Source organism: Gordonibacter sp. An230 (assembly GCF_002159915.1).
Taxonomy (GTDB): Bacteria; Actinomycetota; Coriobacteriia; order Coriobacteriales; family Eggerthellaceae; genus Rubneribacter.
Genome location: NZ_NFJP01000003.1, coordinates 153,378 through 166,648, shown reverse-complemented (window position 1 = coordinate 166,648; position 13,271 = coordinate 153,378). Strand labels below are relative to the sequence as shown.

Genomic DNA, 13,271 nt, shown 5'->3' with positions numbered 1-13,271 from the left:
CGCGTGATGGCGCTTCCCAAAGCGCTCCATGCGGGACGTCAGCTTCGGGTTGGTCGGCTTCCACGGGGCGCCATCGCGCCGAGGGGGCGTGCGAAGGCGGGCGCTAGGCGCGCCCTCGCCCGACGTCGGGCTCGCGTGCGTGCCGCGCCGGTTGCGCTCTGCTATGATGACGATGTGAAAGGGAAGCGAACCGAGGAGGGATTCTATGGCAGACGTGCTGTTCGTCGAATACCCGAAGTGCTCGACCTGCAGGAAAGCGAAGGCGTGGCTCGACGCGCACAGCGTGGCGTACATCGGCCGGCACATCGTCGAGGACAATCCCACGGCCGACGAGCTGGCGGCATGGCATGCGAGAAGCGGGCTGCCGCTGCGCCGTTTCTTCAACACGAGCGGTATGTTGTACCGCGAGCGCAACGTGAAGGCGCTTCTGGATGCGGGCATGTCGGATGCGGAGGCGTACGCGCTTTTGGCGGAGAACGGCATGCTGGTGAAGCGTCCGCTCGTGGTGGGCAAGGACTTCGTGCTCGTGGGCTTCGAAGAGGCCGAATGGGAGCGCGCTCTGCTGTAGGGGCCCGCTTCGAGCCGCGCTCGCGGGGGCCGAGGGGCGTGCCGCGCGGGAAGCGGCTCGGCCGCTCTCGGCTCCGAAGCGCCTCGCCCGTCCTTTGCGCGACGAGCGGCCTTTTCGAGGGGCTACAGTTCGTCGGTGTCGAGCCAGAGCGTGAAAGGCCCGTCGTTGACCAGGCTCACGTCCATATGGGCTCCGAACCGGCCCGTTTCGACTCGAGGGACATCGCGTCGGGCGTGCGCGACGAACGCTTCGTAGAGGCGCTTCGCCTCGGCGGGCGCTCCGGCGTGCGCGAACGAGGGGCGGTTGCCCTTCTTGCAGGCGGCGAACAGCGTGAACTGAGATACGACGAGCACGTCGCCGCCCACGTCGGCAAGCGAGAGGTTCGTCTTTCCGTCGGCGTCCTCGAAGATGCGCAGACGGGATATCTTGCCCCAAAGGCGTTCGGCGTCGTCTTCGTCGTCATCGCGGCCGACGCCTAGCAAAACGACGAGCCCGCGCTCGACCGAGCCGACCGTCTCGTCGCCGATGTCAACCTGTGCGCGCTTGACGCGCTGGACGACGGCTCGCATGGGCGCTCCTCTCGTTTCTGGTCCTTCTCCTGCGTCTCCCGTTTGCCGGCTCGCGCGTTCGAAGCGCTGGTTGCCGTACGCGCCTGAGCGCTCGTGATCGCTTTGCGCCGACAGGAGCGGCCGCGAAGCGATCCGAACCGCTTCGCCGCGACAGTATAGCACGGGCCGCCTTGCTTCCGTCGGTCGACGGGTGGGACGTTCGCGCGCCGTTTCGGGTGATGGGGCGCGGCGAGCGGTTATCGGCGGCGGCATGGTGATCGTGTGCGTCGTGTTTACCCGCCGTGCAACGAGGTGTATAACGGAGCGAAAACCAAGGCGGGCGCGTGGTTCGCATGGGATCGCGGGGGAAGGACGGCGCATGGGCTATGTGATCGTGTACGACAGCAGGACCGGCAACACCGAGGCGCTTGCGCGCGCTGTGGCCGAGGTGCTGTCCGAGGAGGGCTTGCTTGCGCTCGGGCGCGTCGAGGAGGTGGATGCGTCGGATCTTTCGAGGGCCGAACGCGTGTACGCGGGATTTTGGACGAATCGCGGCGACTGCTCCGACGGGATGGCCGAGCTTCTGTCCTCCCTCGGCGGCAAGGAGGTGTTCTTGTTCGGCACGGCGGGCTTTGGCGCCGACGAGACGTACTTTGCAGGTGTGATGGCGCGCGTTGCGGCGCATGTGCCCGAATCGGCGCGGATCGTGGGCACGTTCATGTGCCAGGGCCGCATGCCGGCGAGCGTGCGCGAGCGCTACGAGCGCCAGGCGAAGGAGAATCCCGCACAGGCCCCGCGCATGGCCCAGCTCATCGAGAACTTCGACGAGGCTCTCGCGCATCCCGGCGACGACGATCTTGCGCGCCTGCGCGCCAAGGTGCAGGCCTCGCTGCCAGCTTGAGGCTTCGGGGCTAGCGGCCCCGCGCGCACGTGCGGACTTGCCATCGTCGCGGCGAGAAACGGAGAATATCATGGCGAACCTCACCGATCTGCCGAACATCGGCCCCTATGCAGCCGAGCGGCTTGCCCGGGTGGGCATCGCGACGCCCGATGACCTGATGGCCGCAGGGGCCGAGCAGGCATGGCTCAAAGTGCAGGCCATCGACCCCGGCGTGTGCCTGCACATGCTCTACGGCTTGGAGGGCGCAGTGCAGGGCATCCCGAAAAAGGAGCTCGATCCTGCCCGCAAACAGGAGCTCAAGGCGTTCATGGACGCGAACAGGCCGGCGTAGGGGGCACGGCGCGGGAGGGAGCGCGGCAGACGCAGCGGGGCACCGGTGGAACCGTCGTGCTGATTGTCGCACGACAAAATGGTATGCTGTGCAGGAACGCGTCCCGGCGGGCGCGGCGGACGGCGGAGACGGCGAGAGGGGGAGCGGTGGTCTTCGGCGAGCTCATCGTGTGGTACCTGTTCCTCGGCGGCACCGCCGCCGGGAGCTTCGCGGTATTCTCCGCCATCGACCTGCACACGGCTTTCTCGCATGCGAACGACCCGCGCCTTGCTCGCATGCCCCGCGGGTGCCGCGGCCGTCGCGCGTGCTCGATGGCGCAGCGGCGCGTCGTTGCGACGGGCTACGCAATCGCCTTCACGATGCTCGTCGTCGGCATGCTGTGCCTTTTGGCCGACCTCGGTCGACCGGAGGCGTTTTACCTGTTGTTCCTGTATCCGACCAGCAGCTTTGTCTCCATCGGCACCTTCGTTCTCACGCTGTTCGCGGCATGCCTCGCCCTTTCGCTTGCCGAGTCTGCGCTGGTGCTGGGGCCGGCATGGGAGCGAGCGGCGTTGGCGGCGAAGGCGGTAGGCGAGATATTGGCGATCGCCGTGATGGTGTACACGGGGCTTTTGCTGGAGAACGTCATCGCGGTTGATTTGTGGCGCTCTGCATGGCTGCCCGTGCTCTTCCTGCTGTCGGCGCTGTCGTGCGGATGCGCGGTGGCCCTGATCGGCGTCTGCCTGTGCGAAAGCCGCGCAGGGTCGCTCCCCTGGATTCGCGGGCTTTCCCTTGCTGACGCGGCGATCATCGTCCTCGAGGCCATCGCTGCGCTCATGTGCGCGATCACGGTGAACGCCGCGAGTGACGACAGGCCGTTCGACGCGCTGTTGTCGGGCGACCAAGCCTGGGTGTTTTGGTTGGGGTTCGTGGGATGCGGTATACTGGCGCCATTGGCTATCGAAACGTCCGCGCTGCTCGCCCGGCGCAACCATGCAAGCGGCATCGTCGCTGTCATGGCGGCGCTCATCCTTGTCGGCGGCTTCAGCCTGCGGTTCGTGCTCGTGAACGCCGGCGTTCAAACCGCGGTCTGAAGGAAGCAACGGCATCGATTGTGGCGAAGGAAACACCGACATTCTCATTCTGCGACCAGAGCGACCTGCCGCTGTGGGTTCAGCTGCGCGATCGCATGGAGTATTTGATCACCTCAGGGTTCTACAAGCCGGGTGAGAAGCTGCCCACCGTGCGCAAATACGCCGCTGACCTGCACATCGCCTACAACACGGTGAGCAAGGCGTACATGGGGCTTGAGCGCGACGGCTACGTGACGACGGTGCGCGGCAGCGGCGTGTTCGTGAACGACCTGGACTCGCTTCCCCGCGAGGGCGACCGGGTGGATGCGCTGGTCGAGGACTTTGTCAAAAGCTGCCTCAAGGAGGGCATGGCGTACGACGATGTGCCCAAGCTGGTGTCCAAGCACGTTCGAAGGATGAAGATGAGCCATGATAAGAAGTGACAGGATGCGCAGCGGGCGCGACGAGCGCGACTCGTACCGTCGCTCGGAGATGGAGTTCGGCGTGGCCGCCGACGCCTATCGGTCCGACCCCAGCAAGAAGGCCACGCGCAACGGCGCCGTGATGGTGACGGTGGTTTTGGCGCTGGCGGCGTTCTTGGCGGTGCTGGGGGCGTGGTACGCGCTGGCGGGAGCGCTGAGCTTGGTGGCCATCGCCGTGGCGCTCGTCGTGGGGCTGGCGGTGCTGTCGTCGGTGCACGTGTGCCTGGAGTGGGAGCGCGCGGTGATCATGCGGCTCGGGCGGTTCAGCCGCTTGGCAGGGCCGGGCATCTTCTTCAGCATACCGCTCATCGAGTTCTGCACGCTGCGGGTCGACCAGCGCACCATCGCCACGCCGTTCGGCGCGGAGGAGGCGCTCACGAGCGACCTCGTGCCGCTTGACGTGGACGCCGTGCTGTTCTGGATGATCTGGGACCCGGAGAAAGCGTGCACGGAGGTGGAGGACTGCCGTTTCGCCGTGGCCCTGACCGCGCAGACGGCGCTGCGCGACGCCATCGGGCGCGCGTCGGTGTCGAACGTGGTGATGCGCCGCCACCAGCTGGATCAGGAGCTTCAGGAGGCCGTTGAGGCGAAGGTGACCGACTGGGGCATCACGGTGCTGTCGGTGGAGATCCGCGACATCATCATCCCGAAGGAGCTGCATGGCGTGATGTCGCTCGAGGCGCAGGCCGAGTGCCGCAAGAACGCGCGCATCGCGCTCATGGAGGCCGAGCGCGACGTGTCGGCCATCCTGCAGGAGGTGGCGGAGACGTACTCGTACGACGACATCGCGCTGTCGCTGCGCAAGATGCACCTCACCTACGAGGGCATGCAGGACAACGGCAGCTCCCTCGTGGTGCCGAGCGCCTACAGCGAGGGATTCGCGAAAGAGTCCGGAAAGGAGTCTCCCGAGCGTTAGGGGCGTGACGGGCACGGGTCGGGCGTCGCGTGGGCTGCGGCTGATGTGCGTACGGTGCGCGTTGTCGCCCGAAGCGGTCGGTTTTGGCCCGAAAAACGACCGCTTCGGGCGACTACGCATGGTTTGGGGGCCGTGCGTTCCGAGCGGGATCGTCCGAGGGGCCGTTTTAAGGGAAGGGGCAGGGGTGGGAGCAAGGGCGAGAAGGGGAACGAGGGCGGGGGCAGGACATAGCGCGGCTTCCGCTCGCATGCGAGAGAGCGCTCCTCCCAAATTATCCTTAAAATAGTATAACTCAACCAAAAATTGTCGTGCGACACTCTTGATTGTCGCACGACAATTTTGCCATAATAGGCGATGGAGGGATCGGCCGAATTCCCACAGAGCATGCGTCCGAGCATGCGCGCACGCCGTCGGAGGCTCTGCTGCGCGCGTTTGGACGCTCCGATGGTGTGCGCTGAGGAGGCGCGCTGCAAAGCGAGCGCTTGCCTGAAGAGGCGGGCGCGCGGGAAGAGGAGGCTTGGATATGGGGCTTGAATCCCTGTATGCGTTCACCATGTTGGGAGGCGTGGCCGCAGGCGCGTACGCGTTCGAAACGGGGCTGCGACGTCGGCGCGAAGGCGGGCGCCCGTGGCTGGTTCCCCTCGTGGTGGCGATTCTGTTCGCCGTGGGGCTCGTGGCGGCGGCCACGCATGTGCACAGCATTCCGCGGGCGATCCAGTCGGTGATCGGAGGGACGGTCAATTTCGGCTCCGGCATGATCCGCGAGGTCCTGGTCGCGGGGTGCTTCATGATGCTGGCCGTGATCGACCTCGTCGTCACGCTCGTGCGCAAGGACAGCCCCTACGGGCTGCGCGTCGCGGGGGCGGTCGTCGGCGTGGTGTGCATGGTCATGATGGGCGTGGCCTACACCGACGTGTACGGCATCGCGGTGTGGTGCGACGCACCGGCGACGATCCTTGCGTTTCTGGCCGGCGACCTGGCCATGGGCTTGGCGCTGTTCGCCGTGCTCGGCTCGGAGGGCTACGACGGCGCGGTGCTGCGCATCGTTTCATTCATCGTGAACGCGGCGCTCGCCGCAGGCCTTGTGCTGGAGGCCGTCGCGTTCTCGAACGAGGGTTTCGACCCGGTGAGCCAGATCGCCGCGCTTGTTGTCGCGCCGGTCGTCTCGGCGGTGCTTGTGGCGCTTTCGCCGAGGATCGCGAGCAAGCGCGCCGTCGCCGTTGCCATCTGCGTCGCGGCGATCGTCGGCGTGGGCATCTCACGTTACGCGTTCTACGCAACCTGCACGGTGGCTTAGGGAAGCAAGGGGGAATATCGTGAGCATCGAATCGAAGAACATATCGCGTCGCGGCTTTCTCGGGGCCGCCGCTGCGGTGGCGGTGGGCGCTGCCGCCCTGTCGGCGACGGGGTGCTCCGCAGAAGCGAGCCTCGACGCCGCTGACAAGCACGAGCTGCCCACCGATCCGGCTGACGGCGGCACATGGGTTGCCGCCGCATGCTGGCACAACTGCGGCGGGCGCTGCATGAACAAGGTGATGGTGAAAGACGGCGCGGTCATCCGCCAGAAGACGGACGACACGCACGAGGACAGCCCGGACTACCCGCAGCAGCGCGGCTGCGTGCGCGGCAAGGCCCAACAGCAGCAATGCTTCGGCGCGGACCGCTTGAAATACCCCATGAAGCGCAAGAGCTGGTCGCCCGAGAACCCCAACGGCGAGCTGCGCGGCAAAGACGAATGGGAGCGCATCAGCTGGGATGAAGCCATAGACTACGTGGCCGGCCAGTTCAAGTCCATCAAAGAGAAGTACGGCAACCAGGCGTTTCTCCTCGGCAGCTACGGCTCGCGCTATGCGTTCGCGCCGCTTCTGGCCTATGGGGGCCATACGTCCGTCGCCGACTCGACGTCCCACGGCTCGTACCTGCTGAATCCGGATACCACCATCGGCATCCCCAGCACCGACGCCGGCACGTGCAACGATCGCACCGACATGCTCAACGCCGACACCATCGTGTTCTACGCGTCGAATCCCGCTTGGTCGGCTCCAGGCACGCCGAGCTACCATTACCTTCGCGCCAAGGAGGCGGGGGTCAAGTTCATCACGGTCGACCCCATCTACACGGCTTCCGCCCAGATGCTCGACGCGTACTGGATTCCCATCCGCACCGGCACGGACACGGCGTTCATGCTGGGCGTGGCTTCCGAGATGCTTCGCCTCGATGCCGAAGAAGGCGACGTCATCGACTGGGGCTTCCTCGATAAGTACACGGTGGGCTTCGACGCCGATCACAAACCCGCCGACCTCAAAGAGGACGTGAACTTCCGCGATTACGTGGAAGGCGCCTACGACGGCCAGCCGAAAACGGCTGAATGGGCATCGAACATCTGCGGCGTGCCGATGGAGCAGATCACGTATTTCGCGCGCGAGATCGGCAAAACCCGCAACGTGTGGATGCTCCACAACTTCGCGGCGGCGCGCTGCAACGGCTCGGAGAACGTCCCTCAGCTGTTCATGACGCTTGGCGCGATGGGCGGCCACTTCGGCAAACCGGGCAACTGCACTGCGAACAACTACCATGCGAACGCCGGCAACGGCGGCCCCGCCCTCGTGAAGGCGGGCAAGACGGGGCTTCCCAGCCTGGAGAACCCCATCGACGGCGTCATTCCGGGCCCTCAAGTGTGGGAGGCGTGCTTCTCCGGCACGTATCGCCAGGTGGGAGATTGGTACGCAGGCGATGGATCTCAGGCGGGCGTCGATAAGACGTGCGACATCCACTGCATCGTCCATGACGAGAACGCCTATCTGCAAACCGGCCCCAACATGAAGCGGGGCATCGAGGCGCACCGCAAAATGGATTTCGTGGTGGCGAAAGCCCAGTTCATGAACACGCAGGCGCGGTATTCCGACATCGTGCTGCCGGTCACCACGAAATGGGAGGTGCCAGGTGGCCTGGATGCGTCCAACCGCGAGTTCCTGTTCTGCTATTCGCAGGTGACCGAGCCTTTGTACGAGGCGAAGACCGATCAGGAGATCAACGCGCTCATCCTCGAGGCGCTGGGGATCGATCCTGCGACGGTCTATCCCATCAGCGAGAAGCAGGCGTTCTTCAACCAGCTGGCGGGGACGACGGTCGTCAAGGAGGACGGCTCCGGCGCATACGAGCCGCTCATCTCCATCACCGAGGACGATATCGAGCGGTGGGGCGTCGAAGGCAAGCCCCAGACGGGACGCGTCGGTTTGCAGGAGTTCATCGAGAACGGCGGCTACCAGGTGAAGCGCGCGCTGGGCGACCAATACAGCGCGTTTCTGGGATATGCCGACTTCATTGCCGACCCCGACGCCAACCCGCTTGACACCGCGAGCGGAAAGTTCGAGATCACCAGTCAGGCGAAGGCCGACCTGTACAACAGCATCGGCTTGACGGACCGCACGTACCAGCCGTATCCCGAGTACATCGTGCCGTCCATCGGCTACGAGACCACGTTTAAAAACGGGGAGATCGGCGGCGAGGCGGGCGAGTACCCCTACCTCATGTTCAACCCGCACTACTTCCGCCGCTCGCACACCGTGTTCGACAACTGCCCCTGGATGCGCGAGGCTTGGCCGAACCCGGTGTTCCTCAACGCGTCCGACGCCGCCGAGAAGGGGATCGAAGACGGCGACACCGTGCGCGTGTGGACGAAGTACGGAGAGGTGCTGCGCAAGGCCTGCTGCCTGGAGAACATGCGCCCCGGCCAGGTGGGCATCCCTCACGGGTCGTGGGTCAACGTGGACGAGGAGACGGGCATCGATCTGGCGGGCGCCGACAACTACCTCATCGGCAACGACATCTCCGGCTGCGGGGTGACCAGCTACAACAACAATAACTGCAACTTCGAGAAGTACGCGGGCGCAGCGCTGGAAGACGATTGCGACCAACCCATGCGCATCGTCGACCTCGGCTAGTCAGGAGGGAGCATCATGACTGTTGGATTTTACCTTGACATGACGCGCTGCATCGGCTGCCGTGCGTGCCAGGTGGTGTGCAAGGACAAGAACCGCCTTGAGGTGGGGACGCTGTACCGCGAGGTTCGCACGTACACCGTGGGGCGGTTCCCCGAAGTGCAGGGGTACAGCTACTCCTTCGGGTGCAACCATTGCGAGGATCCCGTCTGCTTGAGCAACTGCCCCACGGGGGCCATCTACAAGGCCGAGGACGGAACGGTCATCCAAGACCAGAGCAAGTGCATCGGATGCCGCATGTGCGTGATGTCGTGTCCGTACGGCCAGCCGAAGTTCTTCCCCGAGCAGGGCGTGTCCGGCAAGTGCGACGGATGCTACGGCTTGCGCCAAAGCGGCGGCGAGCCGGCGTGCGTGGCCGGGTGTCCGAACCGCGCGCTCAAGTTCGGCGACATCGACGAGCTGCGCGCCGAATTCGGCGGCGACTTGGACGAGGGGCGCATCGCCGTTCTGCCCTCGCCGGATGAGACGCATCCGAACATCCTCATCAAGGCGAAGGAATGCGCCTTCGACGAGAGGTACCGGGAGGTCAACTGGTAGCAGCCGCATCCAGTTGGGCCGCCGCGTCGGGTTTTCGGCGCGGCGGCCCTTCGGCGGCGTCGGTGCGTCGGGCGGGGCGGTTCGGCGGCATCGCGGAGGCGCCTGGTGCTGTGGCCCTGCGTGTGATGCCGCGGCGGCAATCCGTTTCGCGCCGCCGCTGCACGGACGTTCGGAGCAAGGACCTTGGTGCGGCCATGTCGGGTCGCCCGCAACGGCGGGCTTTGCGCGGCTGCATTAAGCCACCCGGTGCCGTTCTCGCACCGGTCTCGTCGGGTGGGGGTCTCGCGCCGGGCCATCCGCGCCTTGCTCGGAGCGGTCGGGCGGTGAGCTTCGCGCGGCATTGTTGAGGCAACGGCGTTGACGGATCGGGTAGCAGCTTCGTGGAAAGGGGATTTTATGGAGGAGCGCGAAAGCGGGCATTCGCAAGAGCGCGAAAGCGGACGTTCGCAAGAGCGCGAAAGCGGACGTTCGCAGGATCGCGGGCAGGGGAGCGAACAGGAGCGCGAGCAGGGCCACGGGCGCGAATGCGCGACGGCGATGATGCTCGCCCGCCGCGCGTACCTGTACAACCTGCTGCACGTGGTGTTCGGAAGCGAGCCTGCGCGCGAGGGCGTTGCGGCGATGTTCGGCGAGCAGGGGCGAGGCGTGCTCGAGGCCGTGCGGGACGAGCTGACCCGAGACGAGTTTCGGCAGGTCGCCGGCCATCAGGTGGGTTCGAGCGGGCGCAGCGCGGCGGTATGCATGGACGAGGCGTGCGCGTGCGTGCGCGAAAACGCCGCATCGGTAGGCGATGAGGCGTTCATCGAGGCGCTGGCCTCGGACTTCGCGAAGCTGTTCCAGGTGCCGGGGGCGTCCTACGTGCATCCGTGGGAGTCGCCGTACGTTGGCAAGGAGTCGATGGTGTTCCAGGAGAGCACGCTCGACGTGCGCTCGTTCTACCATGAGGCGGGCTTCAAGCTGCGGGCGGAGAGGCATTTTCCCGACGATCACATTGCTGCTATGATGGATTACCTGGGGCGCACGAGCCAACGCGCGTACGAGGCGTACGCCGACGGGCGCGACGACGAGGTGCGCCAGACGCTGGCCGTGCAAGGGCGCTTTCTCGACAAGCACCTGCTGACGTGGATCGATGCGTTTGCCAGCACGGTCATCCAGAAGGACGGGCGCGCGTTTTACGCCGCGTTCGCCGGGGCTTTGGCCGCGTTCGCGCGCTTGGACCGCGCGGCGGCGGCGCGGCTTGAGGAGGAGCTGGCCGAGCAAGAGGGCTGAGGGCTTCAAGAGGGCTGAGGGCTTCGTAGGAAGGGGCGCGGGGTGGATCTTCGGGAGTACGCGGAGGCGTTCGACGAGGCGGAACGCGATTTCGAAGCCGCGGTGGAGGCGTTCGGCGTTCCCTTCGAGCGCGAGGAGAGCGCGCCGCGCGAGGAGCGCGCCCGCGTGGCCGCCGCGTGCGGGTGCCGCTGCGAGAACGGCGGCTTCTCGCTGTGGCGCAACTGGCTGTCGCCGGCATGCGAGGCGTGCCGCACCGGCGAGGAGACGGCGACGTTCTTCATCGACCTGAAATGCACGAAGAGCTGCTATTTCTGCTTCAATCCCAATCAGGACCATTACGACTACTTCCGCACCCACAAGCGCGATATCGTGCGCGAGCTGGAGCGGGCGCACGATGCGGGCGCGCGGTTTCGCTGCTTGGCGATCACCGGCGGCGAGCCGATGCTCTATCCCGGCGAGGTGGAGGCGTTTTTGCGGCGCGCGGGCGAGCTGTACCCCGGCGCGCACACGCGCCTGTACACGAGCGGCGACTTGCTGGACGACGCGGGGCTGCGGGCGCTTGCCGATGCGGGGCTGACCGAGATCCGCTTCAGCGTGAAGCCGCCCGATGCCGACGACGGACAGGAGCGGGTGTACGCGCTGATGGAGCGCGCGGCGGCCGTGCTGCCCGATGTGGTGGTGGAGGTGCCTGTGATCCCCGGGTCGCGCGGCCAGATGGAGGAGCTGCTGCGGCGCTCGGACGCCGCGGGCGCGCACGGCGTGAACCTGCTGGAGTTCTGTTTCCCTTTGCACAACGGCGCGGAGTTCGCGAAGCGCGGCTTCAAGCTGCGGAAACACCCTTTCAAGTACCTCTACGACTACTGGTACGGCGGCGGCGTGCCTGTGGCGGGCAGCGAGGCCGAGGCGCTGGCGCTCATGGAGTTCGCCAGCCGCGAAGGGCTGCGGCTGGGCGTGCACTACTGCAGCTCGGACAACAAGAACACGGGGCAGATCTTCCAGCAGAACAAGGCGTTCTTCGCCGACGTCGATCTGCGCGCCGCGCATCCGTGGATGAGCCAAGACGAGGGCGACCGGTTCCTGAAGTGCGCGAAGGCGTTCGGCGAGGACGCGCGGCGCGCGCGGGCGTGGGCCGCGCGGGCCGGCGTGCCGTGCGGTTTCGACGCGGAGGTGCCAAGCGCCGCCCTGCCGCTCGCCTGCGCGGACGCGCTCGCACGCGCATGCGCCGGCATCGTGCTGGCCGAGAGCGCGAACGTGGTGGAGGAGCGGGAGGCTGCGGGGCCGGGGGCGGAACCCGGGCAGGGGGCGGGTTCGGAGCGCGGCGCGGAGGCGGCGGGAGCGGGGCCGGAAACCGAGGCGCCGGGGGATCGGACGGAAGCGAGTTCCGGCCTCGATCCGGGATCGGGCCCGAAGTCGGGGCGAGCGCCTGTGCGATCTGCTTTCTATCTGCGGGAAGTGGCCGCAACGCCTCTGCTTCGCAATTGAGCTCGACGGCCCTGCTTGAACTTTGCTGTGTCGGGCCCTGGCGTTGCGGCGAAGGTTCGCGGGCGTTTCCGGGGCGAGGCTGCCTACGAACGTTCGGCGATGCGCTTGCAGCGTCTGCGGAGCCGATGGCGGCTGACGCTGTCGCTCTGCCGTCCCTCAGGTCCGGCGGAAGGCCGTAGAGCCCGACGAGCTTTCGGCCATCGGAGTCAATGCGCCTGCTTTCAGTCGCTTGCAGGAGGGCGTTCGTGTGCTACGCCACTCCGTTTGCCTATGCGCTCCTCTCTTGACGAGTCTCGCGTCAGCGTGTATATTACAACCGTAATATTACATATGTAATATTAAGGAGAGAAAATGCCCGAGCAGAAAGTGACGAGGAGAGACGTGCTCGACGCAGCGCTCGCCATCGTGCGGGAACGGGGCGAGGGCGCGCTGAGCGCACGGGCGGTGGCCGAGCGCGCAGGATGCTCAGTGCAGCCGATCTACAGCCAATTCGGCGATATGCGGCAGCTCGTGTGCGCGCTTTACGATCATGCGCGCGCGTGGGTTGCGGCCTATAACCGCGAGCACGCGCTCGATGGAAAGAACCTCTTCGAGTCGAACGGTCTCGCGCACCTGCGCCTTGCGCGCACTGAACGCTCCTTGTTCCATTTCCTGTACCTGTCGCCCCATATGGATGCGACGGGCTTCGCCGAGGTGTACGACAGCGTGGCGATAGAGGGCGTGCAGCAATGCATCGAGGAGCTAGGTGGCCTGTCGCCCGACGAAGCGCGCGAGCTGTACCTCGATATGATCGTGTACGTGCACGGCATGGCCGCGATGTTGGCTACGGGCGCGGACTTCTCCGACGAGGAGCTAGTGGCGCGCATGAGAGGCGCGTTCCGCCGTTTCGCCGTGCGGTCGGCGGAAGGCTTTCAATGGGCGGCTGCCTCCGGAGGCGGGGGTTGTCATCCGCCCGAGCCAGAGCGCTCTTCCTCTGGAAAGGCTTGAGGAGGCGGGGCTCGGCCATCGTGCGATGTGCGGATGCTTACGATGGGCGGCATCCGAAGCCGGATGCGGGCGATGCGGAGGAGGGCTCGGGCCGGATTCGGGCGATGCGCCCCTGCGGCGAGCCCGGAGGCGATGCCCTCCCCATAGCGGGCGCGATGCGGTTTCGGATGCGCGGCGGGATGCGCTTTGGGCGGCGG

At 66.3% G+C, this 13,271-nt stretch carries 13 protein-coding genes; 12 read left to right on the top strand and 1 reads right to left on the bottom strand.

Translation table 11 applies throughout. The features are described from left to right. Positions 1–205: 205 nt before the first annotated feature. The gene (locus tag B5F40_RS02855; RefSeq protein ID WP_087192861.1) at positions 206–568 is read left to right on the top strand and encodes an arsenate reductase family protein; all 363 of its coding nucleotides are present in this window, start codon (positions 206–208) and stop codon (positions 566–568) included. 122 nt (positions 569–690) lie between these two features. On the opposite strand, the gene dtd is transcribed toward B5F40_RS02855, so the two are convergent. Continuing rightward, positions 691–1,137, bottom strand: coding sequence for a D-aminoacyl-tRNA deacylase (dtd, locus tag B5F40_RS02850; RefSeq protein ID WP_087192860.1), 447 nt, complete (start codon positions 1,135–1,137; stop codon positions 691–693). Positions 1,138–1,495: 358 nt separating this feature from the next. Here dtd and bilS point away from each other — a divergent pair, with 358 nt between their 5' ends. From bilS to B5F40_RS02795, 11 genes are all read left to right on the top strand, one after another. Further along, the gene (bilS, locus tag B5F40_RS02845) at positions 1,496–2,017 is read left to right on the top strand and encodes a flavodoxin family protein BilS (RefSeq protein ID WP_087192859.1); all 522 of its coding nucleotides are present in this window, start codon (positions 1,496–1,498) and stop codon (positions 2,015–2,017) included. A 70-nt stretch (positions 2,018–2,087) separates the two neighbouring features. Beyond that, entirely contained in the window at positions 2,088–2,348 is a 261-nt protein-coding gene (locus tag B5F40_RS02840; RefSeq protein ID WP_087192858.1) for a TfoX/Sxy family protein, read from the top strand. A gap of 146 nt (positions 2,349–2,494) precedes the next feature. After that, positions 2,495–3,421, top strand: a complete 927-nt coding sequence (gene nrfD / locus B5F40_RS02835; RefSeq protein WP_162610866.1) for an NrfD/PsrC family molybdoenzyme membrane anchor subunit — start codon at positions 2,495–2,497, stop codon at positions 3,419–3,421. A 20-nt stretch (positions 3,422–3,441) separates the two neighbouring features. Continuing rightward, positions 3,442–3,843, top strand: a complete 402-nt coding sequence (locus B5F40_RS02830; RefSeq protein WP_239442875.1) for a GntR family transcriptional regulator — start codon at positions 3,442–3,444, stop codon at positions 3,841–3,843. Beyond that, positions 3,830–4,798, top strand: coding sequence for an SPFH domain-containing protein (locus tag B5F40_RS02825; RefSeq protein ID WP_239442874.1), 969 nt, complete (start codon positions 3,830–3,832; stop codon positions 4,796–4,798). The genes B5F40_RS02830 and B5F40_RS02825 overlap by 14 nt, the downstream gene beginning before the upstream one ends. 523 nt (positions 4,799–5,321) lie before the next feature. Beyond that, a complete protein-coding gene (locus tag B5F40_RS02820) occupies positions 5,322–6,095 on the top strand; it encodes a DmsC/YnfH family molybdoenzyme membrane anchor subunit (protein ID WP_140396393.1) in 774 nt (257 codons plus the stop codon). 19 nt (positions 6,096–6,114) lie between these two features. Continuing rightward, entirely contained in the window at positions 6,115–8,742 is a 2,628-nt protein-coding gene (locus B5F40_RS02815; protein ID WP_239442873.1) for a molybdopterin-dependent oxidoreductase, read from the top strand. A gap of 15 nt (positions 8,743–8,757) precedes the next feature. Beyond that, on the top strand, positions 8,758–9,336 hold the full coding sequence (locus B5F40_RS02810) for a 4Fe-4S dicluster domain-containing protein (RefSeq protein WP_087192856.1): 579 nt from the start codon (positions 8,758–8,760) through the stop codon (positions 9,334–9,336). Positions 9,337–9,732: 396 nt separating this feature from the next. Then, complete coding sequence (locus B5F40_RS02805) at positions 9,733–10,605, top strand: TorD/DmsD family molecular chaperone (RefSeq protein ID WP_087192855.1); 873 nt, start codon at positions 9,733–9,735, stop codon at positions 10,603–10,605. Positions 10,606–10,647: 42 nt separating this feature from the next. Further along, positions 10,648–12,087, top strand: a complete 1,440-nt coding sequence (locus B5F40_RS02800) for a radical SAM protein (protein ID WP_087192854.1) — start codon at positions 10,648–10,650, stop codon at positions 12,085–12,087. A 351-nt stretch (positions 12,088–12,438) separates the two neighbouring features. Beyond that, positions 12,439–13,074 (top strand): TetR/AcrR family transcriptional regulator, encoded by a 636-nt coding sequence (locus tag B5F40_RS02795; RefSeq protein WP_087192853.1) that lies wholly within the window; start codon positions 12,439–12,441, stop codon positions 13,072–13,074. Positions 13,075–13,271: the final 197 nt, after the last annotated feature.

What these genes read in the sequence shown, in the direction of transcription:
- dtd (WP_087192860.1), bottom strand. Translation starts at nt 1,137, where the DNA reads ATGCGAGCCGTCGTCCAGCGCGTCAAGCGCGCACAGGTTGACATCGGC.
- B5F40_RS02810 (WP_087192856.1), top strand. Translation starts at nt 8,758, where the DNA reads ATGACTGTTGGATTTTACCTTGACATGACGCGCTGCATCGGCTGCCGT.
- B5F40_RS02820 (WP_140396393.1), top strand. Translation starts at nt 5,322, where the DNA reads ATGGGGCTTGAATCCCTGTATGCGTTCACCATGTTGGGAGGCGTGGCC.
- B5F40_RS02855 (WP_087192861.1), top strand. Translation starts at nt 206, where the DNA reads ATGGCAGACGTGCTGTTCGTCGAATACCCGAAGTGCTCGACCTGCAGG.
- bilS (WP_087192859.1), top strand. Translation starts at nt 1,496, where the DNA reads ATGGGCTATGTGATCGTGTACGACAGCAGGACCGGCAACACCGAGGCG.
- B5F40_RS02805 (WP_087192855.1), top strand. Translation starts at nt 9,733, where the DNA reads ATGGAGGAGCGCGAAAGCGGGCATTCGCAAGAGCGCGAAAGCGGACGT.
- B5F40_RS02795 (WP_087192853.1), top strand. Translation starts at nt 12,439, where the DNA reads ATGCCCGAGCAGAAAGTGACGAGGAGAGACGTGCTCGACGCAGCGCTC.
- B5F40_RS02825 (WP_239442874.1), top strand. Translation starts at nt 3,830, where the DNA reads ATGATAAGAAGTGACAGGATGCGCAGCGGGCGCGACGAGCGCGACTCG.
- B5F40_RS02840 (WP_087192858.1), top strand. Translation starts at nt 2,088, where the DNA reads ATGGCGAACCTCACCGATCTGCCGAACATCGGCCCCTATGCAGCCGAG.